This window comes from Thalassospira permensis NBRC 106175 (assembly GCF_000714555.1).
GTDB lineage: Bacteria > Pseudomonadota > Alphaproteobacteria > Rhodospirillales > Thalassospiraceae > Thalassospira > Thalassospira xiamenensis.
Map to the genome: position 1 here is coordinate 1 of NZ_AUNC01000025.1, position 25489 is coordinate 25489.

22 protein-coding genes are annotated in these 25489 nt (G+C 55.2%); 15 read left to right on the forward strand and 7 right to left on the reverse strand.

All coding sequences use genetic code 11. The annotated features are described in order from the left end of the window. Positions 1-75: 75 nt before the first annotated feature. The gene (gene asnB, locus SMB34_RS13500) at positions 76-2019 is read right to left on the reverse strand and encodes an asparagine synthase (glutamine-hydrolyzing) (protein ID WP_007091415.1); all 1944 of its coding nucleotides are present in this window, start codon (positions 2017-2019) and stop codon (positions 76-78) included. 169 nt (positions 2020-2188) lie between these two features. Here asnB and SMB34_RS13505 point away from each other — a divergent pair, with 169 nt between their 5' ends. Then, positions 2189-2695: an Lrp/AsnC family transcriptional regulator gene (locus tag SMB34_RS13505; RefSeq protein ID WP_084716621.1), complete on the forward strand. Its 507-nt coding sequence runs from the start codon at positions 2189-2191 to the stop codon at positions 2693-2695. Here SMB34_RS13505 and SMB34_RS13510 read toward each other — a convergent pair. Beyond that, positions 2692-4614 (reverse strand): sigma-54-dependent Fis family transcriptional regulator, encoded by a 1923-nt coding sequence (locus SMB34_RS13510; RefSeq protein ID WP_037990795.1) that lies wholly within the window; start codon positions 4612-4614, stop codon positions 2692-2694. The two genes, SMB34_RS13505 and SMB34_RS13510, sit on opposite strands and share 4 nt — an antisense overlap. 386 nt (positions 4615-5000) lie before the next feature. On the opposite strand from SMB34_RS13510, the gene adh reads away from it, so the two are divergent. Further along, complete coding sequence (adh, locus tag SMB34_RS13515) at positions 5001-6521, forward strand: aldehyde dehydrogenase (RefSeq protein ID WP_037990839.1); 1521 nt, start codon at positions 5001-5003, stop codon at positions 6519-6521. A gap of 60 nt (positions 6522-6581) precedes the next feature. Beyond that, entirely contained in the window at positions 6582-6995 is a 414-nt protein-coding gene (locus SMB34_RS13520) for a DUF779 domain-containing protein (RefSeq protein ID WP_037990797.1), read from the forward strand. Between the two features lie 150 nt (positions 6996-7145). On the opposite strand, the gene SMB34_RS13525 is transcribed toward SMB34_RS13520, so the two are convergent. Then, the gene (locus SMB34_RS13525) at positions 7146-8150 is read right to left on the reverse strand and encodes a YeiH family protein (protein WP_037990798.1); all 1005 of its coding nucleotides are present in this window, start codon (positions 8148-8150) and stop codon (positions 7146-7148) included. Between the two features lie 112 nt (positions 8151-8262). Between SMB34_RS13525 and SMB34_RS13530 the strand changes: the two genes are divergently transcribed. The 4 genes from SMB34_RS13530 to SMB34_RS21070 all read left to right on the forward strand — a co-directional run bounded on the left by SMB34_RS13530 (position 8263) and on the right by SMB34_RS21070 (position 11857). Further along, positions 8263-9156, forward strand: a complete 894-nt coding sequence (locus SMB34_RS13530; RefSeq protein WP_338057855.1) for a LysR family transcriptional regulator — start codon at positions 8263-8265, stop codon at positions 9154-9156. A gap of 192 nt (positions 9157-9348) precedes the next feature. Next, positions 9349-10734: a cytochrome ubiquinol oxidase subunit I gene (locus tag SMB34_RS13535; protein WP_037990799.1), complete on the forward strand. Its 1386-nt coding sequence runs from the start codon at positions 9349-9351 to the stop codon at positions 10732-10734. A gap of 2 nt (positions 10735-10736) precedes the next feature. Then, on the forward strand, positions 10737-11729 hold the full coding sequence (gene cydB / locus SMB34_RS13540; protein ID WP_434801674.1) for a cytochrome d ubiquinol oxidase subunit II: 993 nt from the start codon (positions 10737-10739) through the stop codon (positions 11727-11729). Then, on the forward strand, positions 11729-11857 hold the full coding sequence (locus SMB34_RS21070) for a DUF2474 family protein (RefSeq protein ID WP_037990803.1): 129 nt from the start codon (positions 11729-11731) through the stop codon (positions 11855-11857). The genes cydB and SMB34_RS21070 overlap by 1 nt, the downstream gene beginning before the upstream one ends. 113 nt (positions 11858-11970) lie before the next feature. Here the strand turns inward: SMB34_RS21070 and SMB34_RS13550 are convergent, their stop codons facing one another. From SMB34_RS13550 to SMB34_RS13560, 3 genes are all read right to left on the reverse strand, one after another. Continuing rightward, positions 11971-12369 (reverse strand): (R)-mandelonitrile lyase, encoded by a 399-nt coding sequence (locus tag SMB34_RS13550; RefSeq protein WP_037990805.1) that lies wholly within the window; start codon positions 12367-12369, stop codon positions 11971-11973. A 64-nt stretch (positions 12370-12433) separates the two neighbouring features. After that, positions 12434-13228, reverse strand: coding sequence for a hypothetical protein (locus tag SMB34_RS13555; protein ID WP_037990807.1), 795 nt, complete (start codon positions 13226-13228; stop codon positions 12434-12436). Positions 13229-13377: 149 nt separating this feature from the next. Continuing rightward, positions 13378-14595: an aminotransferase-like domain-containing protein gene (locus SMB34_RS13560; protein WP_051682302.1), complete on the reverse strand. Its 1218-nt coding sequence runs from the start codon at positions 14593-14595 to the stop codon at positions 13378-13380. A gap of 231 nt (positions 14596-14826) precedes the next feature. Here SMB34_RS13560 and SMB34_RS13565 point away from each other — a divergent pair, with 231 nt between their 5' ends. From SMB34_RS13565 to astB, 4 genes are read left to right on the forward strand one after another with little or no spacing between them, the layout of a single operon-like run. Then, positions 14827-16068, forward strand: a complete 1242-nt coding sequence (locus SMB34_RS13565; RefSeq protein ID WP_037990808.1) for a hydrolase — start codon at positions 14827-14829, stop codon at positions 16066-16068. Between the two features lie 4 nt (positions 16069-16072). Then, entirely contained in the window at positions 16073-17092 is a 1020-nt protein-coding gene (locus SMB34_RS13570) for an arginine N-succinyltransferase (RefSeq protein ID WP_051682303.1), read from the forward strand. Positions 17093-17110: 18 nt separating this feature from the next. Beyond that, positions 17111-18595 carry a succinylglutamate-semialdehyde dehydrogenase gene (gene astD / locus SMB34_RS13575; protein WP_051682304.1) on the forward strand — a complete coding sequence of 495 codons (1485 nt, stop codon included), beginning with the start codon at positions 17111-17113 and terminating at the stop codon, positions 18593-18595. Further along, positions 18592-19950, forward strand: coding sequence for an N-succinylarginine dihydrolase (gene astB, locus SMB34_RS13580; RefSeq protein ID WP_037990810.1), 1359 nt, complete (start codon positions 18592-18594; stop codon positions 19948-19950). The genes astD and astB overlap by 4 nt, the downstream gene beginning before the upstream one ends. A gap of 19 nt (positions 19951-19969) precedes the next feature. Here the strand turns inward: astB and SMB34_RS21075 are convergent, their stop codons facing one another. Beyond that, positions 19970-20266 carry a hypothetical protein gene (locus SMB34_RS21075; protein WP_156962681.1) on the reverse strand — a complete coding sequence of 99 codons (297 nt, stop codon included), beginning with the start codon at positions 20264-20266 and terminating at the stop codon, positions 19970-19972. A 189-nt stretch (positions 20267-20455) separates the two neighbouring features. On the opposite strand from SMB34_RS21075, the gene SMB34_RS13585 reads away from it, so the two are divergent. The 4 genes from SMB34_RS13585 to cysN all read left to right on the forward strand — a co-directional run bounded on the left by SMB34_RS13585 (position 20456) and on the right by cysN (position 25465). After that, a complete protein-coding gene (locus tag SMB34_RS13585) occupies positions 20456-21832 on the forward strand; it encodes an aminotransferase (protein ID WP_037990812.1) in 1377 nt (458 codons plus the stop codon). Positions 21833-21968: 136 nt separating this feature from the next. Next, positions 21969-22430 (forward strand): Lrp/AsnC family transcriptional regulator, encoded by a 462-nt coding sequence (locus SMB34_RS13590; protein WP_037990814.1) that lies wholly within the window; start codon positions 21969-21971, stop codon positions 22428-22430. A 210-nt stretch (positions 22431-22640) separates the two neighbouring features. Next, the gene (gene cysD / locus SMB34_RS13595) at positions 22641-23546 is read left to right on the forward strand and encodes a sulfate adenylyltransferase subunit CysD (RefSeq protein WP_037990815.1); all 906 of its coding nucleotides are present in this window, start codon (positions 22641-22643) and stop codon (positions 23544-23546) included. After that, positions 23546-25465 (forward strand): sulfate adenylyltransferase subunit CysN, encoded by a 1920-nt coding sequence (gene cysN, locus SMB34_RS13600; protein WP_037990818.1) that lies wholly within the window; start codon positions 23546-23548, stop codon positions 25463-25465. The genes cysD and cysN overlap by 1 nt, the downstream gene beginning before the upstream one ends. Positions 25466-25489 lie beyond the last annotated feature (24 nt).

A 25489-nucleotide genomic window follows, 5' to 3' on the forward strand; every position in this document is an offset into this window, starting at 1 on the left:
GAGGACTTTGTCAGCAGTCTGACCCCGCCAAACGGCGGGGCTTTCAAAGTTAGATTTTTTTGCAATCAGCTTAGCTTAACCAAGCCAGCGACGCTGCCAATCCGACAGCATGGCAATCGTCCAAAGCTGGTGCGGCCAGTTGCGGTGACCTGAAAGATGCTCGGTAAACCGCTTATTAACTTCCTCTCGGTTAAGCCCGAAATCAGAATAAAGCGCATCGCGTGCCAGCAAGTCGCCTACCCATTCCTTAAGCGGTCCACGCAGCCATTCTGCCAACGGCACACCAAAACCGGTTTTGGGACGATCAATCAGCTCACGAGGGACATACTTATAAAGAATACGCCGAAGGGCAACCTTTCCCACCGAACCATCCAATTTAAGATGCGCGGGCATCCGCCAGCCAAATTCAATGACGCGATGATCAATCAACGGCACACGCACTTCAAGCGAACTAGCCATTGACGCCCGATCAACCTTGGTCAGGATATCATCGACCATATACATCATCGTATCCATGACCTGCATCGCGGACACATGATCAAGATTTCGATTCCGGCAGAATTTTTCGCCCGGAATGCGGAATTTCTTGCGCTGTTTATCCGGCTCATCCGCCATCAGGACATCCGGATTCCAAAGCGAAAGCAACGCCTGATAGCGATCCAGATCATCACGTATTTCCAAAAGCGGCGCGACCTTGTGAATCTTGTCACCCAATGCCGCTGTCCCGCGCTTGCCGGGCAAAAGACCGATCAGGGCATCCCATTGCGCAGGCGAAAGCGCCGTCAGCCCCTTGGACACCAACGACGCCCCAAAAAACGGAATGTTTTTGGCAATATTGCTGATCTGGCGCGCCCAAAGGTAACGATTGTAGCCGCCAAAGGTTTCATCCCCGCCGTCGCCCGAAAGAGCAACCGTCACCTCCTTGCGGGTCAGGGTCGAAATCAGGCTGGTCGGGATGGATGAACTATCAAAGAACGGCTCATCATAGATTTCAGAAAGGCGCGGCACCAGATCAAGCGCATCCTGTGCGGTGACATAAAGCTCAGTATGGTCGGTGCCAAGATGTTTAGCGACTTTACCGGCAAAGGCCGCCTCGTTATAGGCATCATGGTCAAAGCCGATGGAATAGGTTTTCACCGGCCGGTCGGAAATCGATTGCATCAGGGCAACCACGGTCGAGGAATCAATACCACCCGAAAGAAACGCGCCGAGTGGCACATCGGCAATCATCCGCCGTTCGACGGCATCGCGCAGCAAATCTTCAAGCGCATCAATCGCACTTTGATCATCACCACTCCAATGATGGTTCTGACCACTTAGAACGGCATCTTCGACCGACCAGTATGCAAATTCGGATACATGGCCTTCCCCCGTGATTTCAAGAATATGGCCCGGCTGCAACATTTTGGCATGGGCATAGATCGAATGCCCTGATGGCACATAGCCAAACCGCAAATAGGCATCAAGCGCGGTACGATTGACTTCGCGCGAAATGACATTGCCACCAATCAAGGCCTTTAGCTCGGACGCAAAGGCAATATTTCCGTCAAAACGTGACCAGTAAAGCGGCTTGACACCCAAACGGTCACGCACCAGGGTCAGCCTGCCGGTCTTTTTATCCCAAAGGGCGATGGCGAACATGCCGATCAGGCGTTTAACCGTATCACGCACGCCCCAGCGCGCCATGCACTCAAGGATAACCTCACTGTCGGAATGGCCGCGCCACGCGACATTTTCACCGGCCAGTTTGGCACGCAGGTCTTCGGCGTTATAGACCTCGCCATTATAAACCATGACGTATCTGCCATCGGCCGAATGCATCGGTTGTTTACCGGCATCGGAAAGATCGATGATGGCAAGGCGACGCTGCCCCAGCGCCAGTCCGGCATCGCTATCGCACCAGACATCGCCGCCATCCGGCCCGCGATGCAGCAACGCATCGGTCATGCGCGTGATGGTGTTGCGCAATTTATCGCCGTCGCTATTGCGACCAAGCCACAGACCAGTGATGCCGCACATGAAAAATATCCCTTTATCATTTGCCCTACTTAAAAACGATCCGGGCGCGTTCGACAATCAAAATCATGGGCTTGCCGACAAGGATTTGCAGTTTGTTTCGGGGATTTTGGTCGCGTGTAATGACAAGCGGTGATAAACAGGCAGCATTGCCCATCAAGCTGGAATGACCATGCTGAAACTGGATCGACTGTTCATCAAAATCCTGCAGGTTTTGCAAACCAACGGCCGGATTTCGAACCTTGATCTTTCAGAAGAGGTCAATCTGTCACCATCACCCTGTCTGGAACGGGTGCGCAAGCTTGAAGAAGCCGGGCTGATCACGCAGTATCTGGCCGAAATCGATCTGGACAAGATCGGTGCCAATCTGCACATCATGGCCGAAATCACGCTGGGCAATCATCTGGTCGATGATTTCAAACGGTTCGAAGCCGCGATCACCGACGTGCCCGAAGTCATTTCCTGCTATAAAATCGCCGGTCCGTTCGATTACACGATGGACATGATCTGCCGCGATATCGCACATTTCAACCAGCTTAAAGAAAAACTTCTGGCCGCCAATATCGGGATCGAGAATTTCCGCGGCCATGTGGTGATGGAACGCACCAAAACCTTTTCGGGCTATCCGCTCGAAAGCCTCACCGCGCCCTCGCCACTTGACGGCGTGCTTAAGGGCTAGACCTCTCGCCTTATATCGAACCGATCCATCTTGCGATAAAGCGTATTGCGACTGATGCCGAGCGCCTTGGCGGTTTTGCTGATATGCCAGCGGTGATCATCAAGCACCTGACGCAATGCATCGGCTTCAGCCCGTTTCAGGATCGATCCGGCAGGGGCCGGGTCCCGCGTGACGGTTTCGTGGAAATCATCGGGCAGGTGCGACCTCAGGATCAAACCACCTTCGGCAAAGACGCAGGCATATTGCAAGACATTGACCAGTTCGCGGATGTTGCCCGGCCAGTCATGGCGTGACAGCAATTCAAGAACGTCGTCCGAACAACGAACATCCCCCGCCATATCGCCAGAAATACCCCGAAGAAGCCGGGCGATGAGATCGGGCAGATCGGACCGTTCGCGAAGTGCTGGCAGGGAAAGCCGCGCACCTTTGATCCGGTAAAGCAGATCTTCGCGGAATTTGCCATCCGCCACCGCACGGGTCAGATCGACATTGCTGGCACAGATCAGGCGGAAATTGACCGGCACGGATTTGGTACTGCCCAGCGGTTCGACCGTGCGCTGTTCAAGCACACGCAAAAGCCGCCCCTGTGCCGAAAGCGGCATATCGCCGATTTCATCCAGAAACAGCGTCCCGCCATCGGCCTGTTTGATCCGCCCGCCAAATCCATCGCGCGCCGCCCCGGTAAAGGCACCACCGGCATGACCGAAAAGCTCGCTTTCGATCAGGCTTTCGGGAAGGGCCGCGCAATTGATCGCAACGAACGGTTTGCGCGCGCCAACAGACGCGGCATGGATGGCGCGCGCCATGTGTTCCTTGCCGCTGCCGGTTTCACCCGACATCAGAACATTGATACGGTTGGTCAGAAGCTTGCTGCCGACCTTGTAAAGACGGCGGATTGCCGGGTCCTGATCGGGGATCTCACCGGTTTCATTCGCCGCCAAACGTGCGGACGGCCGCGATACTGGTGCGGGCCGCATCGAGACGAATTTGCGCCGCTGCTTTTCGGGCAAAGTTATCCGCCCAAACAGAAGCCCCCCACCATTGACCGGCAGGGCCTTGGCCGATATCGAGGTCGATGTCCCCTCACCCACGCCAAGGGTCGAGATCAGGCCATCAAGATCAAAACCGAACATCGATTGCACATCGCGCGCATTATCCGCCGCCGCCAGCAAACGGCGCGCGGTCGACGTCGCCCCGCGGATATTGCCATCCGGGCCAATCGAAATCAGGGCATCGCGGGTTGATCCGACATGCTGGGCATCGGGATGAAGATGCAGGATCAGGTCGGACGCACATTCATCAAAGAACAGAATACGTTCAAGCGCATCGGCATAATCGGCAATCAGGCTTCGGACCCGCAAACAATCGGTGCGTTTGATATCATCACGTACTGCCGACACATCAAGGACCGAGCAAACCTGCCCTTCGGGGTCAAATACCGGGGCCGCCGTACAGGTCAAAACTGCATGTTGCGCCAGAAAATGTTCATCCTTGTGGATGGTGATCGGGCGGCCTTCGACGATGCAGGTTCCGATACCATTGGTACCTTCGCGTTCCTCGCTCCAGACAGCACCGGGCAAAAGGCCATTGGTGCGAAACGATGGAAGCAGTGTGTGGGCCGCGACACTGTCCAGGATCACACCGTCATTATCGGTCAGGAAAACCGCATAGCCCGACGCATCAATCTTGCGATAAAGGGTTCGCACCAGATCATGGGCATGATGATAAAGCCGTCCGCTGCGATCACGGCGCTGGCGGGTTTGACTTTCGGGCATGACTTCGGGACGGCGCAACGTGTCATGGGCCAGACCAAAGCGCTGTTCGCAACGTTGCCAGCTTTCGAGGACGGCGCGATTTTGGGCGACGCCGCTTAACTGCAACGCAGCTTCGATCCGTCCACCATGATGGTTTCCAGACATAAGACGTTATCTCCCTTGTGCCGGTGTTTTATCGGGAATGCCTTTTGACATCGCCCGGTTTGCAGCTTTTGCCGCGTCCGATCACGGTAAGGATCGTAACACATCACAGGGCCGAAACGCCAAACGGTTTCGCGGCAAAACCGCCACACAATTCACAGTGTCACGAATATGGGACAATTTGTGTCACCTGTGTCATCGCAGGGGACGCAATGGCACAGACACCTTGCGCCACCACCCTCCTCCAACCGATTGTTAAAAGACAAAAAAAACGGATCATCCGGTCATCTGGCACGGGATTTTGCGAACTGGCACGGGCTTTGCGGAAATGACAGGGCCAAAACCAAAAACAGGTGGCAAAGCCGCCTTCCGATCATGGAGGATCCAAGATGATTTACAAGAATCCGGGCGACGCGGGCAGCGTCGTTGCTTTCAAATCCCGTTATGACAACTTTATCGGTGGCGAATGGACCGCACCGGTCAAGGGCCAGTATTTCGAAAATGTCTCGCCGGTAAATGGCAAGCCATTCTGCGAAATCGCACGATCCAGTTCGGAAGACATCGAAAAGGCACTTGATGCCGCCCACGGCGCAGCAGAAGCATGGGGCAAAACGTCTGTCACCGAACGGGCCAATATCCTCAATAAAATCGCCGACCGCATGGAACAGAACCTTGAAATGCTCGCGGTTGCGGAAACATGGGATAACGGCAAGGCCGTGCGTGAAACACTCGCCGCCGACATTCCGCTGGCGATTGATCATTTCCGGTATTTTGCCGGTGCCATCCGCGCACAGGAAGGATCGCTTGGCGAGATTGACGACAATACCGTCGCCTATCACTTCCACGAACCGCTTGGCGTTGTCGGGCAGATCATTCCATGGAACTTCCCGATCCTGATGGCAGTCTGGAAACTGGCCCCGGCACTGGCGGCAGGCAACTGTGTTGTCCTGAAACCGGCTGAACAGACCCCGGCATCAATTTGCGTGCTGCTAGAACTGGTCGGTGATCTTCTTCCGGCCGGTGTGCTGAACGTTGTGCAGGGCTTCGGGGTTGAAGCCGGCAAACCACTGGCACAAAGCAACCGGGTCGCCAAGGTCGCCTTTACCGGTGAAACCACCACCGGCCGCCTGATCATGCAATATGCCAGCGAAAACATCATTCCGGTCACACTCGAACTGGGTGGCAAATCGCCGAACATCTTCTTTGACGATGTGATGGCACAGGATGACGATTTCCGCCAGAAAGCCGCCGAAGGCCTGACCATGTTCGCGCTGAACCAGGGCGAGGTCTGCACCTGCCCGTCGCGTGCGCTTATTCAGGAAAACATCTATGACAAGTTCATGGATAGCGTGCTTTCGCGTGTGGCAAATATCAAACAGGGCAACCCGCTTGATAGTGAAACCATGATCGGCGCGCAGGCATCGACCGAACAGATGGAAAAAATCCTGTCCTATCTTGATATCGGCAAGCAGGAAGGTGCCGAAGTCCTTTGCGGTGGCGGCAAGGCGGAACTGGGCGGTGATCTTTCGACCGGGTTCTATATTCAGCCAACCATCTTCAAGGGCCATAACCGGATGCGGATTTTCCAGGAGGAAATCTTTGGCCCGGTGGTTTCCGCCACGACCTTCAAGGACGAGGCCGAGGCGCTTAAAATCGCCAATGACACGCTTTATGGCCTTGGTGCCGGTGTCTGGACCCGCGATGGCACGCGCGCCTATCGGTTTGGCCGCAATATCAAGGCCGGTCGCGTCTGGACCAATTGCTATCACCTCTATCCGGCGCATGCGGCCTTTGGCGGGTACAAGCAATCGGGTATCGGGCGTGAAAACCACAAGATGATGCTCAACCATTATCAGCAGACCAAGAACCTGCTGGTTTCCTATGATCCGAAACCGATGGGCTTCTTCTGATCGGAAAATGTTGGCCGGGTGCCTGCTTGCACCCGGCCGTTCCCGATACAGGAGGCGAAAATGACGACAGACCAGATACCGGCACGGGTGACGGCCACCGATGCGGCCACCGCCCTGATCCGGAAGCTTAAGGACATTCACGGCCCCCTGATGTTTCATCAGTCGGGGGGATGTTGCGATGGCAGTGCCCCGATGTGCTTTCCGGATGGGGAATTCAAAACCGGCGATCAGGATGTGTTACTGGGCGAAATTGAAGGCAGCCCGTTTTATATCGGACGCGCCCAATTCGAATATTGGCGTCACACACAGCTGATCATTGACGTCGTGGATGGACGCGGGGGGATGTTTTCGCTTGAGGGACCCGAAGGCAAACGCTTTCTGACCCGATCACGCATCTTCACCGATGACGAATGGAATGCACTGAAACACGCCGAACAAGGAAACGAGCAATCTAAAACAGAAGCAAGAACGTAAAGAAGATTACCAACGCAGATCTACCCGTGACATTGAGCGATCCCTGCCTCCCACAGTGCCTGCTCGCCAATGTCTGAAGATGCCGGACGCATCTTCCCCTTGCCCGTCGCCATTCCCCCCGAACAGGCGGCGGGTTTTTTTTATCTGCGATCAGGCCAAAATCACCAGCACCAGAAGACCAAGTGCACACAGCACCAGAAGCGACAGAAGGGCTGAGGCAATTACCCGCCCGCCGACATGCATGACGCTTCGGATATCAACACTTAACCCCAATGCCGCCATGGCAAGGATGGTCAGGAAGGATGAAATTGTGCGCATCGGCTCCAGCGCGATTTCGGGGATCAGGCCAAATGAACGGGCTGCCATCATCGCCACAAACCCGACAATGAACCACGGCACCATCTGGGTGACAGGAAGGCGGACCTCGCGCTTGCGCCCCCCCATAAGGGCAAGCGCAAAGATCACCGGGCCAAGCATCAGAACGCGGATCAGCTTGACCAGGGTGCCGACCTGCACGGCCAACGCACCCGCCGGGGCCGTCGCGGCCAGAACCTGCGGGACTGCATAAACCGTCAAGCCGGAAAAAATACCATATTGCGCGGCACTCAGGCCCAGACCGACATGCACCAGCGGCAGGGCAAAAACAAACAGAACCCCCAGAACAGCGGTAAAGGCGATGGAGGCCGCAACATCATCGGATTTTGCTGAAATCACCGGGGCGGTGGCGGCAATCGCCGAATTGCCACAGATCGAATTGCCGCAGGCCACCAGCATCGCTAAATGCTTCGACAGTCCAAGTAACCGCCCGATATGGAAGCTTAAAAACAGACTGGCGCAAACCACCAGAACAATGGCCGCAATCAGGCCAAAGCCCGCCTGCCCCAAGGCCTGCGCACTGATTGACGCGCCCAGCAAAACAATCGCGATTTCAAGCACGGTCTTGCCACAAAACCGCACACCGTCATGAAACGGCTTGGCAAGGCCGAACACGGAGCGCACCACAACCCCCAGAAGGATCGCAAAAACCAGACTTTCGATCCAGCCATGCCCCAAAAGGCTACGCTCCGCCTGCTCGACCAGTTTGGCGATCAGGGCAATCGCCGTGGTCAGGAACAAACCGGGCAAAAGGGATTTGATGTGCGCCTTAAAAAACATGATCTGCCTGTAAAATGTGACAGGCGAAAAATCACACGAACAATCATTTACTTCCATCGAATAAAAATGGATATTTCATTCGATTATTTCGAATGATTTTTGGATAAATGCCATGATGACGCTTGAACAGCTTGCCATCTTTGTGGCCGTGGCCGAACGCGAACATCTTACAAAAGCCGCCGATGCGATTGGCCTCACCCCCTCGGCAGTCAGTTCGGCGATCAAGAACCTCGAAGGGTTTTATGGCGTTGCGCTGTTCCACCGGGTCGGACGGCGGATCGAGCTTAGCGAAACCGGGCGGCTGTTTTTAAACGAGGCCAAGGCGACCTTGGCACGCGCACGCGCCGCCGAACTGACACTGGCCGAACTTGGCGGATTGCAGCGCGGCGAGCTTAACGTTTATGCCAGCCAGACAATCGCCAGTTACTGGCTGCCACCGTTTTTGATGCAGTTTCATGATCAGTATCCCGGCATTGCCATCAATCTGACGATTGGCAATACAAAAACCGTGGCCGATGCCGTCCGTGGTGGTGCCGCCGATATCGGCTTTATTGAGGGCGAAGTTGATGAACCGGCACTTGCCATGCGCGAAGTCGCCGAAGATGCATTGGTGGTGGTGGTCGGCCCCAAACATCCCTGGGCCGATGGCAGGCCCTTAAGCGCGCAGGACCTGACAACTCAAAGCAGTTGGGTCCTTCGCGAAGCCGGATCTGGTACACGTTCCGATTTTGAGAATGCGGTACACCAGTCGGGCATTGATCCGCAAAAACTCAAAATCGCCCTGACATTACCGGCGAACGAGGCGGTGATTACCGCGGTTGAAACCGGCATCAGCGCAACCGCCGTTTCAAGCTTCGCCGTCAGTTCCCTGATCGCGCAGGGGCGGCTTTTCCGTGCAGCATTTCACATCCGCCCACGCAAATTCATGATGCTCCGCCACAAGGAACGCCGCCAGACGCAAAGTTCGCTGGCGTTGGAAAAGCTTTGCCTTTCCACAAACGCATAATCGAATTTTTCCAGATCAAAATTGCGAATACGCAATGCACAATGCACGCGATCCCTTTATCAATTTGTCCTTATGAACACGACCCCTGATCCTTTGTTTTTATGGGATCAGGTCATGCAATGAGCGATTTCGCGTCGCAGCGAAAAACGCGGTCCAACAGGAAGGCTTTGCCCGATAAAAGGACCAACGCCAATGTTTGATCCCGACATATTGGCCCGCGTGCAATTCGCATTTACCATCTCGCTCCACATCATTTTTCCGTCCTTTACCATCGGACTGGCCAGTTTCCTTTTCGTTCTAGAAGCGCTTTGGCTGCGCACACGCGATGATGCCTATCTGGCGCTGTATAAGTTCTGGCTGAAAATCTTTGCGCTGGCCTTTGGCATGGGTGTCGTTTCGGGCATTGTCATGTCCTATCAGTTCGGCACGAACTGGGGGCCGTTTTCCGAATTTACCGGCGGGGTTTTGGGCCCGCTTCTGGCCTACGAGGTGCTAAGCGCCTTTTTCCTCGAGGCCGGGTTCCTCGGCATCATGCTGTTTGGCCTTAACCGTGTCGGGCCGAAGCTGCATTTCACTGCGACCACCATGGTTGCGATTGGCACATTGTTTTCCGCCTTCTGGATTTTGTCGGCCAATAGCTGGATGCAAACACCCACCGGCCATATCATCGAAAATGGTCGGGCTGTTGTGCAAAGCTGGTGGGATGTGATCTTTAATCCAAGCTTCCCCTATCGGCTTGTTCACATGGTTCTGGCCGCCTTCCTGACCACCGCCCTTGTGGTTGGTGCGGTGGGTGCGTGGCATCTGCTGCGTGATCGGGAAAACCGCGCTGCACGGATCATGTTTTCCATGGCAATGTGGATGGCCGCCATTGTGGCCCCGATCCAGATCGTGGCCGGTGACATGCACGGGCTTAATACCCTTGAACATCAACCGGCCAAGGTCGCCGCGATGGAAGGCCATTTTGAAACGCAGAATGGCGCGCCGCTGATCCTGTTTGGCTGGCCCGACATGGCGGCAGAGGAAACAAAATACGCCATTGAAATCCCGAAACTGGGGTCGATGATCCTGACCCATGACTGGGATGGCAGGATCACCGGATTAAAGGATTTCTCCCCCGAAGACCGCCCGAATGCGACCATCGTATTCTGGACATTCCGCATCATGGTCGGGCTGGGCGTTTTGATGGCGTTACTTGGTATCGTCAGCCTGTTCGCCCGGTGGCGCAAATCGCTTTATAGCTGTACATGGCTGCATCGCTTTGCCCTGATCATGGGGCCGAGCGGCTTTATCGCCATTCTGGCCGGATGGTTCACCACCGAAATCGGGCGTCAGCCCTGGGTGGTTTACGGATTGATGCGCACATCCGAGGCCGGATCGCCGGTTGCCCCGGCGGCAATTGCCGGGTCACTTGCCGCATTCGTCATTGTCTATGCCATCGTGTTCGGGGTTGGCACCGCCTATATCATCCGCGCGATGAACAAGGACCCTCGTTTTGCCCATTCGCCCAAGGGCGAGGTGCTGCGCGCCGGAAGCCGTCCGGTTGCCGATCCCACCATCCCAACGGCAGGAGAATGATCATGGATTATCAACTGATCTGGGTACTTCTGATTGCGGTTGCCGTTTTCGCCTATGTCACGCTCGATGGTTTTGATCTTGGCATCGGTATTCTGTTTCCCTTCATCAAGGACCCGGCCAAACGCGGCAAGATGATGAATACGGTTGCCCCGGTGTGGGATGGCAATGAAACCTGGCTGGTGCTGGGCGGTGGCGGGCTTTATGCCGCCTTCCCGCTGGCCTATTCATTGCTGATGACCGCGTTTTACATCCCGGTTTTCACCATGTTGCTGGCATTGGTGTTTCGCGGGGTGGCGTTCGAATTCCGGTTCAAAAGCCGCGATCATCAAAAACACTGGGACTTTGCCTTTTCCGCCGGATCCATCATTGCGGCCGCGATGCAGGGTGCAATGCTGGGTGCGTTTATCGAAGGCATTGCCGTTGAAAATGCCAAATTCGTTGGCGGCCCGTTTGACTGGCTAAGCCCGTTTTCGGTGTTCTGCGCGTCCGCCGTCGTGGTTGGCTATGCCCTGCTTGGCACCGGCTGGCTGATCATGAAGATGGAAGGCAATTTTCAGGGGCGTTTACGAGCCCTTGCCAAACCTGCGGTCATCTGGATGGCGGCCAATCTTGGCGTGGTGTCATTGATGACAAGCTATATCCACCCGGCTTATGCCGCGCGCTGGTTTGATATGCCAAACCTGTTTTTCCTTGCCCCGATCCCGATTGTCACGACCGGCCTGCTTTTCTGGCTTTGGCATGCGGTCAAGCACCGGGAAAAGACGGTGTTTGGCATTACACTTGGCATTTTCTTCCTGTGCTATGCCGGGTTTGGCATCACGCTTTATCCCAATATCGTCCCACCGATGATTGATTTCAGAACGGCCGCCGCCCCCGACAACAGCCTGTCCTTCATGCTGGTCGGTGCTGCCATTCTGATCCCGATCATTCTGGCATATACCGCCTATGCCTATTGGGTATTCCGGGGCAAGGTCGGGGATGAAGGATATCACTGATGACGGCATTTTCACCCAAACCCAAAACCCGGCGTGTTCTTTGGTTTATCGGGCTCTATGCCGGGGGCATCCTTGTGATCGGGGCCGTGTCGCTTTTGCTCCGCAGCCTGATCACCGGGGTTTCCTGAAAGTATCCGGTCACCAATACCGGATTTAACCGTCTACCTGCTGACACTTGTCAGCAACTCCGGCCCGGCAGAAAGGTCCCCCACCCCTGCCGGGCTTTTTTATTCGGGTCAGGTCATTGGCCCAGATAATCGCTGTCCGCCACCTTTTCCAGCCAATCCACCGCCGATCCGTTGACCGATTCCGCAATCGCGATATGCGTCATCGCGGTTTTGTCGGTCGCCCCGTGCCAGTGCTTTTCACCCGGTTCGAACCAGACGATATCACCGGGGCGGATTTCCTCGCGCGGTCCGCCTTCGCGCTGCGCCCAGCCAAGGCCGCTTGTGATAATCACGGTCTGGCCCAGCGGATGGGTATGCCATGCGGTGCGCGCGCCCGGTTCAAACGTCACAATGGCCCCGCCGACACGGGCGGGATCGGTGGTCTGAAACGGGCTATCGATCCGAACCGCACCCGTGAAGTAATCCGGCGATCCTTTGGCCGATGGTTTTGATGCGTTGCGCAGGATGTTCATGGTGATCCTCGCTCTTTGGTATCATGATAAAATGATTGCGCCGTTGCTGAAGTATCTCAGACAGTCATTCAAGGTTAATATCCTGGCGCGCAATTATGTAAGCCCGTGCCGCAACAATCCCGACCATCATCGCCCACCACAACTTAAAGACCACACCAAACATCGCAAATAAGGCTGAAACTGAAATCAACCTGTACATTCCGTCGCCAACACCTCCCGAAGCGACCAGAGCTTCAATCGCAACATCTGCGAAAATGACGCCGCAAAGCTCTTTAACAACAATCAAGACCGTTGGGCCAATCAGAAATTGCACGACAACATAGCCAATGGTTTTCCATCCGCGCTGCAATGCGTGCAAAATTCCAGTGTCATCATCAAGCCGAAGGGCCGCAGGCAGCCATGTTATCAGCAACGCCCCAACCAACCAGATCGACGACCATCGGATAAAAGCAGAGGCGATTGCCCGCGAGTTATAAGCCAGTAAAGGGTAAGACCAATCGAAGCTGCCTGTATAGAGCAACAGAAAGAACTGATTTGGCATCGCCGCCAGAAAATAGAGGATAACAACCCTGACGCAAAAATCACGACGCTGGATATATCCGACGCCCGACACATCCGGTTTCCCCGACATGCCCGAAAGCACCCATCCGCATCCGACATATATGATCGCAACTTCTGCCAGCCATTGGAGCACTTTGCCGACCAAATCGACTGTCAAAAAAGTGGTCGCAACATTGACGCAGGCAACCCCTCCCCCCAGAACGAGCACTAAACGCCAGTTTTTATAAAGCGCAAGAATGCTTTCTTTCCATATACCGTTTGGCGTTTTGGCAACTTCCGAGGTAATTTCATCAAGCATGTCGCCGCCCTTGCTGTCTCGCAATCAGTCACCCTGCCTCATGATCTTAAAGTCAGGGAACCGCAACCAAAGATTTTAAAGATCACATGCATCTCTAATTTTATAGAGAAGTTTTACCAATTGCGTGACGCAAAAATGAAGCCGATTTTTTACTGGTTGTGCACCCGCCGGATCAGCAAGGCCAGACGTTCAATGCCATCACGGATGCGACCCGCCTTTTCGGTGGCGAAGCTGAGGCGCGCGGTATTACGACCAGTATGGTCACAGAAGAAAGCCTGACCGGGGACAAAGGCGACCTTGGCGTCGTGCAGGGTCTGTTCCAGCAATTGGCGGCTGTCTATATTTTCCGGCAGGGTCAGCCAGATGAACATGCCGCCTTCGGGCCGGGTGTAGGACACGGTTTCGGGCATGAATTCGTCAAGGGCAGCCAGCATCGTGTCGCGTTTGGCGCGATAGGCATCGCGGATGGTATCAAGATGACCCGGAAACAGTTTGCCCGCCGCACGCAGGGCGACTTCCTGATTGATGGTCGACACATGCAGATCGCCGGCCTGCTTCATCAGAACCAGCCGTTCGATCACCGGACGCGGCGCACAGACCCACCCGATCCGAAGGGCAGGCACCAGCGTTTTGGAAAATGTGCCAAGCTGGATGACGGTTCCGGCCTCTGGATCACCGTTGGTTTCATCAAGGGCAAGCAACGATGGCAAGACATCGCCTTCGTAGGACAGCTTGCAATAGGCCGCGTCTTCAAGAATGACCGCACCATATTTACGCGCGATTTCAAGCACCGCCAGACGCCGATCAAGACTATAGGACCGCCCGGTCGGGTTCTGGAAATCCGGCGCCAGATAGGCAATGCGCGCACCACGTTCAAAGGCAGCTTCGAGTTCGGCAATCACCGGGCCATCATCATCCATATTCATCCCGACATAGGTCGGACGACGCATGGAAAAGGCCTGCATCGCGCCAAGGTAGCTTGGTTTTTCCACGACGATTTCACGCCCCGGTTCCAGCAGCAAACGGGCAAGCATATCAAGCCCCTGCTGCGCGCCACAGGTGATCAGGATGTTATCAATTCCGCGCACCGCACCGCTGGCTGCCAGATCATCGGCAATCCATTGACGCAGGGCCGGCAGGCCTTCGCTGATGGAATATTGCAGGCTTTTGCGACCGGCAACCTCGTCGGTCGTCAGATCGCCATAGATGGCATTGAAATCGGCCAGCGGGAAAAGCGATGGATCAGGCACGCCCCCGGCAAAGGAAATGATTTCCGGCCGGTCGGCCACTTTAAGCAAGTCACGGATTTCGGATGCGGTAAGCGCAAGGGCATCGCGAACGATCAGGTCATTCCATTGGACAGTCATGGGGCTTCTCTTTAGGTCAGTTTTGTTGCCATTATTTGGTAAGAAAGACTGACCTAAATCAAGTTTATTTTTCTACGGATATTAATTTTGAAATAAAATTACCTTTTCGCTTTTTACTCGCCCGCATGTAATTCCGTTTCCGTCCCCCGATCCCGCACCACCTGCCGGGCGTTTTTTGGCACGATAAACCCAATAATCAATCAACAATGCCAAAACGTCCCAAAGGTTATCATGACCAAATATGTAAAGTTTCAGCCCTGGCTCGACTGGCTTGATCAGCGTTACGATAAAACGCTTGATCGCCTGAAATCGTGGTCGGCGATCAATAGTGGCACAGACAATATCGACGGCCTTGACCGGATGCGCGATGCCATTCTGGATGCCTTTGCCGAACTTGATGCTACAACCTCTGTCATCGACCTGCCCGATGGCGAAGCAGTCGCCGCGGACGGCAGCATCGCGCCCGTGTGCTATGGCAAGCTTTTGCATTTTTCCAAACGGCCACACGCCCCGGTTCGGGTTTTGCTGTGCATTCATTATGACACGGTATTTGCCGTCGACAGTGCGTTTCAAACCCCGCGCCTGATCGATGAAAACACCTTGAACGGGCCGGGTGTTGCCGATGCCAAAGGCGGCATCCTGACGATCCTCAATGCGCTAAGCGCGCTGGAACGAAGCCCGTTTGCGGGTGGCATCGGCTGGGACGTGATCCTGAACCCGGATGAAGAAACCGGCTCCATCGGATCGGCCCCGTTTCTGGCAGAGCGCGCCCGTACCGCCGATTTCGGCATGCTGTATGAACCAGCACTGGAAGATGGCACCCTTGCCGGGGCACGCAAGGGATCAGGCAACTTTTCCATCCGGATCAAGGGGCGCGCCGCCCACGCGGGCCGTGAATTTCATGCCGGGCGCAGTGCCATGGTCGCGGCCAGTGACTGCGTCATGCGCCTTGATCAGCTTAACGGCAAGGTTGGCCAAGCCACATTCAATATCGGCAAGATTGATGGCGGCGGGCCGGTCAATGTCGTGCCCGATAGCGCCGTGGTGCGCTTTAATGTTCGGGTTTCAAACCATGACGAACGCCATCAGGCCGAAAATGAAATTGCCGATGTCATTGCCGCGATCAATCAGCGTGACGGCATCACGGCCGAACTGCATGGCCAGTTTGGCCGCGCGCCAAAACCAATGGCTGGCAGGACCAGGGCGCTTTTTGAATGGGTGCGCGAGCTCGGTCATGACCTTGATCTGGACATCTCATGGAAGGCAACGGGGGGCTGTTGCGATGGCAACAATCTGGCCGAGGCCGGATTACCCAATATCGATACCCTTGGGGTACGCGGTGGCCTGATCCATTCCGATCAGGAATTTGTGAAGCTCGACAGTTTGATCGAACGGGCAAAGCTTTCGGCCCTGATCCTGATGAAAGCCGGTTCAGGCGATTTACCCGACGCATTGAAAAAGACGGAGATATAAAATCATGATGCGTGTCCGCCCCGCCCGTATGAGCGACCTTGACCGGCTGGTTGATCTGGCATCCTCGGCCAGCAAGGGTTTGACCACCCTTCCGGCCAATCGTGACGTGCTTGAAGCCCGCATCACTGAAAGCATCGAGGCCTTCGGGGCAGATATAGAAGGCCCCGGTGGTGAAAGCTATTTCATGGTTCTCGAAGATACCGCCAATGGCAAGGTCGCAGGCACCTGCGCGATCTATGCCGGGGTCGGGTTATCAAAGGCCTTCTATAACTACAAAATCCTGAAACTGACGCAATATTCGCATGAGCTGAATGTCACGGTGACATCGCGCCTGCTGACCCTCGTGAACGATTATCAGGGTGCTACCGAGGTCGGAACTCTTTACCTTGACCCCGATTATCGCAAGGACGGCAACGGGCAGCTTCTGGCGCGATCGCGATATTTGCTGATGGGGTGCTTCAAGGAACGGTTTTCGGAAATGGTCATGGCCGAAATGCGCGGCTGGCAGGATGAAAACGGCAAATCACCACTTTGGGAAGCTCTGGGATCGCATTTCTTCAATATCCCGTTCCCCGATGCCGATTATATTTCCGGAATTGGCAATAACCAGTTCATAGCCGATCTGATGCCGAAATATCCGATCTATATCGAAATGCTGCCCAAGGCCGCCCAGGATGTGATCGGCAAAACCCATGATGAAACGCGCCCAGCACTGAACCTTTTGAAAAAGGAAGGTTTCCGGTTTTCAAATGCGGTCGATATTTTTGACGGCGGACCATGCGTTGATGTCCGGCTTGATGACATCCGCACTATTCGCCATTCCAAAATCGCCACCATCCGCAAAATCGTTGATCGCACGACCTCCATGGAACGCCATCTTGCCTGTACGCTGGAACTTTCCGGGTATCAGGCAAGCTGGCTTTACATGAATGTTGTGAATAGCACGCATGTCGATCTGGACCGCGATCAGGCCGAAATCCTTGGTCTGCGTGCTGGCGATCAGATCCGTTTTGTCACCGATTAACACGCAGGAGCAGGCATCATGATGACCCAAAAATCAAATCCCGCCCTGTTCATCAATGGCACATGGCAACCCGGCAATGGCAAAGCATTTCACGCCGAAAACCCGGCCAATGGCGATATCATCTGGCAGGGGAATTCCGCCAGCAGTGATGATGTTAACGTTGCGATCATGGCGGCACGAAACGCCTTTCCGGCATGGGCAAAACGCGACATCAATGAACGGATCGAAATCCTTGAACGGTTTGCCGGGCTTCTCAATGATCACAAGGACGCACTGGCACGCATCATCAGTCTTGATACCGGAAAACCGCATTGGGAGGCCTTGACCGAAGTCGGTGCAATGGCCGGCAAGATCGCGATTTCGATCAAGGCCTATCATGAGCGCACCGGCACGCGCCAGGGCGAGGCACCGGGCGGCGGACAGGCGATTTTGCGCCACAAACCTCACGGGGTGGTTGCGGTTTTTGGTCCCTATAATTTTCCCGGCCATCTGCCAAACGGCCATATCGTCCCGGCGCTTCTGGCGGGCAATTGCGTGGTGTTCAAGCCATCCGAGCTAACCCCGCTTGTCGCCGGGGAAACCGTAAGGCTCTGGCAACGGGCTGGATTGCCCGACGGGGTTCTGAACCTTGTGCAGGGCGAACGCGATACCGGTATTGCCTTGGCGCAGCATCCGGGTATCGACGGGTTGTTCTTTACCGGCAGTGTTCCGACCGGACGCCATTTGCATCATGCCTTTGCCAGGCAGATGGACAAAATCCTGGCCCTGGAGCTTGGCGGGAATAATCCGCTTGTCGTCTGGGACGCCGCCAATCTCGATGCCGTTGCCCATCATACCGTCATGTCGGCCTTTATCACGGCGGGGCAGCGTTGCACCTGTGCGCGCCGCCTGATCGTGCCATCCGGCGCAAGGGGCGATGCAATGATCGCCGCCATCAATAACTATTGCGACAGGCTGATCGTTGGCGCACCAGATGATGATCCCGAACCCTTTATGGGGCCAGTGATTTCCAACCGGGCTGCCGATGACCTTATGGCGGCACAGGCAAAACTTGTTGCCGATGGTGCCAAAATCATCCGCGAAATGACGCGCCTCGATCTTGCCCGCCCGTTCCTGACACCCGGTCTGATTGACGTGACCGATGTAAAGAACCGTGCGGACGAGGAACTGTTTGGCCCGCTCCTGCAAATCATCAGGGTCGATCACTTTGACGACGCGATCCGTGAAGCCAACAATACCCGTTTTGGCCTTGCCGCCGGGTTGCTTTGCGATGACGCCAAACTTTGGCAACGCTTCATCCATGAAAGCCGCGCCGGGATCGTCAACTGGAACAAGCAGCTGACCGGCGCATCCAGTGCCGCCCCGTTTGGCGGTATCGGCGAAAGCGGCAACCACCGCCCGTCGGCCTACTACGCCGCCGATTATTGCGCATGGCCGGTCGCAACCCTTCAGACCGACAAACTGCTCGCCCCCGATGCCGCCCCCAAAGGAGTACGCCCATGACCCGATACGCCATCGAAGCCAATTTTGACGGTCTGGTCGGCCCGACACACAATTATGCAGGGTTAAGCTTTGGCAATGTGGCATCAACCAGCAACGCCAGCACCTATTCCGATCCGAAATCGGCCGCCCTTCAGGGCCTGACCAAGATGAAGGCCCTGCATGACATGGGCTTTGTGCAGGGCGTGCTGCCGCCCCATGAACGCCCGCATGTCAAAACCCTGCGCGATGTTTTCGGCTTTCGTGGATCGGATGGTGATGTTCTGGCCTCGGCCTGGAAAACCAACCCGAACCTTGTTCTGGCGGTATCATCGGCATCCCCGATGTGGACGGCCAATGCCGCAACCGTTTCCCCCAGTCGCGATACAGGCGATGGCAAGGTGCATTTCACCCCGGCCAATCTGTGCGCCATGTTCCACCGATCCATTGAACATCCGGTGACGGGGCGCGCACTTGCCGCGACATTCGCCAATCCTGATCATTTCACCCATCATGCCGCCCTGCCCGGCACGGACCATATGGGGGACGAGGGGGCGGCCAACCATACCCGTTTTTGCGGTGATTACGGCGCGCGCGGGGTCGAATTTTTCGTCTATGGTCGTCACGCTTTTGATCCGTGCAAAACCCGGCCAAACCGTTATCCGGCACGCCAGACGTTCGAAGCCAGCAGCGCGATTGCCCGCCGTCATGGCTTATCCGAAAATGGTGTCGTCTATGCGCAGCAGAACCCGGACCTGATTGATGCCGGGGTGTTTCATAATGACGTGATTTCGGTCGGCAATGCCAATGTTCTGTTCCATTACGAGGACGCCTTTGTCAACACGCCCGCCGTCATAAACGACATCCGGCGCAAGATGGATGGCATTGCCGATTTCACCAGTATCGAGGTGCCCCAAAGTACCGTGCCACTTTCCGATGTGATCAAAAGCTATCTGTTCAATTCACAGCTTTTGCGCCTGCCGGAAAACGGTCAGATGATGCTGATCCTGCCGACCGAGGCCGAAGAAACCATATCGGTCCGCGATTACCTTTATGACCTGATCGGCAAGGGCAACACGCCAATCAGACAGATCAAGTTTTTCGACCTGCGCCAAAGCATGCGCAATGGGGGCGGGCCGGCCTGTTTGCGGCTGCGCGTCGCCCTGACAGGGGATGAACTTGCCGCCACCAACCCGCAAAGCCTGATCGACGATCAACGCTTTGCCGAACTGACAGGCTGGGTCGAAAAACATTATCGTGACCGCCTAAGTGCGGATGATTTCCGCGATCCAACGCTTCTGAACGAAGTCCGAACGGCTCTTGATGAGCTCACACAGCTTCTTCAGCTTGGTCCGATTTATGATTTCCAGCACACCTAATTAGCATGCATCTACGGTGCTAATGGTTAAAGTAACGTCGGACGAATCTAACGTTTCCATGATGCGCTTTGTCCGTCAAAACAACCGCAACCACGGCTCCGATAGCTGCGAAAACCAGCATTGCAGCAAAACTGTACCCAAAGAAATTCGCCATAACAATACTAGACAATATCGATGCGCCAATACCTCCGAAAAGCATGGCAGTTTTTATTTCACTTGAAGTACTTCCGTAGACCACCTCGGCTTGGCAACCGATACAGACCTTTACTCCATTCTGAGAAACATAATGGCAATGTGGGCAGGCAATTTCAGACATTTTTACCCCAAACTTAGAAATTAAAAAGTGATTCGAAAATTAAACTATCTTCGGTTGCAAAGGCAACGAGTTTCAACCGCAGCCACTGCTGTAAAGTCTACCAGCTTCAAAATTTAATACCGGACCAACCGTGGCAGAATAACGGAAACAACAAGCTTTACGCCCCACACAAAGCCCCGGAGACCCGCCATGTCGACCCTCTATGATACCGAACATCTCAAAAGATCGGATGCGGCCAATATCCTGCATCCGGCATCCGTGGTTGCCGATGTGTCAAACAACGGCCCGGCCCGCATTTTTGTTAAGGGCAAGGGCGCGTTCATTACCGATACCGACGGCAATAGAATGCTGGACGGGGTTGGCGGGCTTTGGTGCATGAACATCGGCTATGGCCGGACCGAGATCGGCGATGCGATGAAGGCCGCATCCGATCAGATGGGCTATTTCCATACCTTTGCCGGGGCATCCAACCCTGCCCAGATCGAACTGGCCGAAAAGCTGGTGGCAAAAATGCCCGCTCACATCACCAAGGTGTTTTTTGGCAGTTCCGGGTCGGATGCCAACGACACGCTGATGAAAATCGTCTGGTATTATAACGGGCTTCGCGGCAAACCGGAAAAACGCAAGATCATCGCCCGCAAACAGGCCTATCACGGCACCACCATTGCCACCGCCAGCCTGACCGGGCTTGCATCGTTTCATCGCAATTTCGGCCTGCCGATCCCCGAAGTCAAACACACCTCGCTACCGCATTATTACCGCGAAGCCAAACCCGGCGAGAGCGAGGAACAGTTTTCCTCCCGGCTGGCAAACGAGCTTGAATCCCTGATCATCGCCGAAGGTCCGGAAACGGTCGGTGCCTTCATTGCAGAGCCGATCATGGGGGCCGGTGGCGTCATCACCCCGCCCAAGGGCTATTTCAAGGCCGTTCAGTCGGTTCTGAAAAAGCACGACATCCTGTTCATCTGTGACGAGGTTGTTTGTGGTTACGGCCGCACCGGCCACTGGTTCGGTCATCAGCTTTATGACATTCGCCCCGATATGATCGCCACCGCCAAGGGCCTGACCAGCGGCTATTTCCCGATGTCAGCAGCCTTCATCAGCGATGATATCTGGAAAGTCCTGCGCGACGGGTCCGCAACCCTTGGCGCATTTGCCCATGGCTTTACCTATTCCGGCCATCCGGTGGGATCGGCTGTCGCACTGGCGAACCTTGCGATCATCGAAGGCGAAAACCTGGTCGCGAACTCGGCGGAAACCGGTGCCTATCTGCATGCGCAGCTTAACGATACCTTTGGCCATCACGCTCATATCGGCGAAGTCCGCGGTGTCGGCCTTCTGGGTGCCTTGCAACTGATGGCGAACCGGGACACAAAAACCGGGTTCGATCTGAAACACAAGATCGCCGCGCGCTGTGCGGCGGCAATTGGAAACCACGGCGTAATTGTCCGCCCGCTTCCAACCGCCGACAGCCTGGCATTTTCCCCGCCCCTGACGCTTGACCGGCGCGAAGCCGACCAGATGGTCGATGCCATCAAAAAGGGCATTGATCAGGTGATGGGCTAACTGAGCACCGAGGAACGCAAGGGCATGGCTGCCTGATTTTCGAAACGCCCCAAATCCTGCCCACTTGCCCGACCGGAATACTGGTCGGGCCGTTTTTTTATGTGTAAGGTGGCGCAAACAAGATAACGGCGACCCGATGATCAAGATCGACGAGATCAACCTTAAAATCCTGCGCGCCCTTCAGGCCAATGCAAAGCTGACCAATCTCGCCCTGTCAAAGCTGGTGGGACTAAGCCCGAGCCCCTGCCTTGACCGGGTCAAAAAGCTTGAAAAAGAAGCCGTGGTCAAACGCTATCGCGCGGTGCTTGATATCGAAAAAATCTGCCCGCATGTCCGGGTCTTTGCCGAGGTCACACTGACCGGCAAGACCGCCGCCGATTACAAACGGTTTGCCGACGCGGCCAAAACCATCCCCGAAGTCGTTGCCGCCTACCGGATTTCAGGACCGTATGATTATATGCTGTGCCTCGTCTGTCGCGATGTGCAGCATTATCATTCCCTGTCCGAGGAAATGATCCACGGCAACCTTGGCATTACCAAATTCATCGGCCATGTCGCACTTGCCCAGACCAAGGCATTCAGGGGCTATCCGGTTTGATGCCGGACTTCATCAATCACAAAGAAAACACCCAAAGAACATATTTCCTTTGTACTAGAAAATATCTGGTTATCTTTTTTGTGTGATTTGGATAGAACGCGCTTGCATCAAAGCCGTTTCCATATTACCCATCAAAGCAACGTGAAATACATTTATAAACACAAATTTTGTGTTATTTGTCACAGTTTTGATCGATCGGCAGGAACGAGAATGCAGCCTAATCTGACCCATCTCCGCCAGCTTGAGGCCGAGAGTATTCACATTATCCGCGAAGTTGCGGCCTCGTTCGAACGGCCGGTGATGCTTTATTCCATCGGCAAGGATTCGTCGGTTTTGCTGCATCTGGCGCGCAAGGCATTTTATCCGGCCCCGCCGCCCTTTCCGCTCATGCATGTCGATACCACGTGGAAATTCCGCGAAATGATCGAATTTCGCGACAAGGTGGCAGCGGAATACGGGTTTGAGCTGATTGTTCATATCAATCAGGACGGCGTTGATCAGGGCATCGGCCCCTTCACCCACGGATCAAGCCTGCATACTGACGTCATGAAAACCCAATCGCTGAAACAGGCGCTGAACAAATACAAGTTCGATGCAGCCTTTGGCGGTGCCCGCCGGGATGAGGAAAAGGCACGCGCGAAAGAACGCGTATTTTCGTTCCGCACCGAAACCCACCGCTGGGATCCGAAAAACCAGCGCCCGGAACTTTGGGATATTTATAACGCACGGATCAACAAGGGCGAAAGCATTCGCGCCTTCCCGATCTCGAACTGGACCGAGCTTGATATCTGGCAATATATCTATCTCGAACAGATCCCGATTGTGCCGCTGTATTATTCGGCCAAACGCCCGGTTGTTGAACGTGACGGCATGCTGATCATGGTTGATGATGACCGTATGCCGCTTAATCCGGGTGAAAAGCCGGAAATGAAATCGGTGCGTTTCAGAACGCTTGGCTGCTATCCGCTGACCGGTGCGGTTGAGTCCGAAGCCGCCACCCTGCCCGAGATTATCCAGGAAATGCTCCTGACCCGCTCAAGCGAACGACAGGGGCGCATGATCGACCATGATCAGGCCGGTTCAATGGAAAAGAAAAAGCAGGAAGGCTACTTCTGATGGCACACAAATCCGATCTGATTGCCGATGACATTCTCGGCTACCTCAAAGCCCAGGAAGAAAAAAGCCTGCTGCGTTTCATCACATGCGGCAGTGTCGATGATGGCAAATCGACCCTGATTGGCCGTCTGCTTTGGGATTCCAAACTGATCTTTGAAGATCAGTTGGCAGCCCTTGAATCCGATAGCCGCAAGGTCGGCACCCAAGGCGGCGAGATCGATTTCGCCCTGCTGCTGGACGGGCTTCAGGCCGAACGCGAACAGGGCATCACGATTGATGTCGCCTATCGGTTCTTTTCGACCGACAAACGCAAATTCATCGTCGCCGATACCCCCGGCCACGAACAATATACGCGCAACATGGCAACCGGTGCCTCGACCGCCGATGTCGCCGTGATCCTGATCGATGCCCGCAAAGGCATCCTGACACAGACACGCCGCCACAGCTTCATCACCTCGCTTTTGGGGATCAAGCATGTGGTTCTGGCGGTGAACAAGATGGACCTGATCGACTATGATCAGGACAAATTCGACACCATTGTCGCCGACTATAAAGAATTCGCCAAAGACCTTGGCTATAGCTCGATCATGCCGATCCCGTTATCGGCCCTTCGCGGCGATAACATGATCGAAGCCAGCCCGAACACCCCGTGGTACGAAGGCCCGACACTTCTGGCGCATCTTGAAACCGTTCAGGTCGAACAGGATGCGATTGAAAAGCCGTTCCGCCTTCCGGTCCAGTGGGTCAACCGCCCGAACCTTGATTTCCGTGGCTTTTCCGGCACCATCGCATCGGGCATCATCAAGCCGGGCGATGCGATTGCCGTCACCGCATCGGGTCAGACCAGCAAGGTCAAGGAAATCGTCACCTTTGACGGCAACCTTGATCAGGCATTCGCCGGTCAGGCCGTGACCATCACACTTGAAGATGAAATCGACATTTCGCGCGGCGATGTTCTGGCCCGACCGGATGAACGCCCGGAATTTGCCGACCAGTTCGAAGCCCGCATCATCTGGATGCACGAAGATCATCTTCTGCCCGGCCGGCCCTATATCATCAAGATGGGCGCACAGGTCACCAACGCACAGATCAGCGACCTGAAATACAAGGTCAATGTCAACACGCTGGAACATATTGCCGGCAAGACGCTAGAACTGAACGAAGTCGGCATTGCCAATATCGCAACCGACAAGGCACTGGCCTTTGATCCCTATGATGACAACCGCCATTCGGGCCGGTTCATCATCATCGACCGTTATTCCAACGCCACCGTTGGTGCTGGCATGGTCAACCATTCGCTTCGCCGTGCGACCAACGTCAAATGGCAGGAAATGGACATCAACAAACAGGCGCGTGCCTATCAGAAAGGTCAGAAATCAGCCGTTCTGTGGTTCACGGGTCTTTCGGGTGCCGGTAAATCGACCATCGCCAACCTGGTCGAGAAAAAGCTGCATGCCATGGGCAAGCACACCTACACCCTTGATGGTGACAATGTCCGTCACGGATTGAACAAGGACCTTGGCTTTACCGATGCCGACCGGGTGGAAAACATCCGGCGTGTCGGTGAAACCGCCAAGCTGTTTGTCGATGCCGGGATCATCACGCTGGTATCCTTCATCTCGCCGTTCAAAAGCGAACGCCAGTTTGCGCGTAGCCTTGTCGAAGATGGCGAGTTCATCGAGGTCTTTATCGACACCCCGATTGAAGTCTGCGAACAGCGCGACGTGAAAGGCCTTTATAAAAAGGCCCGCGAAGGCAAGATCGCCAACTTCACCGGGATCGACAGCCCGTATGAAGCACCGGAACACCCGGAAATCACGGTCAACACCTCCGATCAAACCGCCGAACAGGCAGCAGAGGTCATCGTTGCCAAGCTTGAGGAATTCGGCGTTCTGGGTGCGTGGTATCCTGAAATCTGATCATCAGACGTCCATAATTCACCT

Coding starts and splice junctions, on each gene's coding strand:
- asnB (WP_007091415.1), bottom strand. CDS start 2,019: ATGTGCGGCATCACTGGTCTGTGGCTTGGTCGCAATAGCGACGGCGAT.
- SMB34_RS13505 (WP_084716621.1), top strand. CDS start 2,189: ATGCTGAAACTGGATCGACTGTTCATCAAAATCCTGCAGGTTTTGCAA.
- SMB34_RS13510 (WP_037990795.1), bottom strand. CDS start 4,614: ATGTCTGGAAACCATCATGGTGGACGGATCGAAGCTGCGTTGCAGTTA.
- adh (WP_037990839.1), top strand. CDS start 5,001: ATGATTTACAAGAATCCGGGCGACGCGGGCAGCGTCGTTGCTTTCAAA.
- SMB34_RS13520 (WP_037990797.1), top strand. CDS start 6,582: ATGACGACAGACCAGATACCGGCACGGGTGACGGCCACCGATGCGGCC.
- SMB34_RS13525 (WP_037990798.1), bottom strand. CDS start 8,150: ATGTTTTTTAAGGCGCACATCAAATCCCTTTTGCCCGGTTTGTTCCTG.
- SMB34_RS13530 (WP_338057855.1), top strand. CDS start 8,263: ATGATGACGCTTGAACAGCTTGCCATCTTTGTGGCCGTGGCCGAACGC.
- SMB34_RS13535 (WP_037990799.1), top strand. CDS start 9,349: ATGTTTGATCCCGACATATTGGCCCGCGTGCAATTCGCATTTACCATC.
- cydB (WP_434801674.1), top strand. CDS start 10,737: ATGGATTATCAACTGATCTGGGTACTTCTGATTGCGGTTGCCGTTTTC.
- SMB34_RS21070 (WP_037990803.1), top strand. CDS start 11,729: ATGACGGCATTTTCACCCAAACCCAAAACCCGGCGTGTTCTTTGGTTT.
- SMB34_RS13550 (WP_037990805.1), bottom strand. CDS start 12,369: ATGAACATCCTGCGCAACGCATCAAAACCATCGGCCAAAGGATCGCCG.
- SMB34_RS13555 (WP_037990807.1), bottom strand. CDS start 13,228: ATGCTTGATGAAATTACCTCGGAAGTTGCCAAAACGCCAAACGGTATA.
- SMB34_RS13560 (WP_051682302.1), bottom strand. CDS start 14,595: ATGACTGTCCAATGGAATGACCTGATCGTTCGCGATGCCCTTGCGCTT.
- SMB34_RS13565 (WP_037990808.1), top strand. CDS start 14,827: ATGACCAAATATGTAAAGTTTCAGCCCTGGCTCGACTGGCTTGATCAG.
- SMB34_RS13570 (WP_051682303.1), top strand. CDS start 16,073: ATGATGCGTGTCCGCCCCGCCCGTATGAGCGACCTTGACCGGCTGGTT.
- astD (WP_051682304.1), top strand. CDS start 17,111: ATGATGACCCAAAAATCAAATCCCGCCCTGTTCATCAATGGCACATGG.
- astB (WP_037990810.1), top strand. CDS start 18,592: ATGACCCGATACGCCATCGAAGCCAATTTTGACGGTCTGGTCGGCCCG.
- SMB34_RS21075 (WP_156962681.1), bottom strand. CDS start 20,266: ATGTCTGAAATTGCCTGCCCACATTGCCATTATGTTTCTCAGAATGGA.
- SMB34_RS13585 (WP_037990812.1), top strand. CDS start 20,456: ATGTCGACCCTCTATGATACCGAACATCTCAAAAGATCGGATGCGGCC.
- SMB34_RS13590 (WP_037990814.1), top strand. CDS start 21,969: ATGATCAAGATCGACGAGATCAACCTTAAAATCCTGCGCGCCCTTCAG.
- cysD (WP_037990815.1), top strand. CDS start 22,641: ATGCAGCCTAATCTGACCCATCTCCGCCAGCTTGAGGCCGAGAGTATT.
- cysN (WP_037990818.1), top strand. CDS start 23,546: ATGGCACACAAATCCGATCTGATTGCCGATGACATTCTCGGCTACCTC.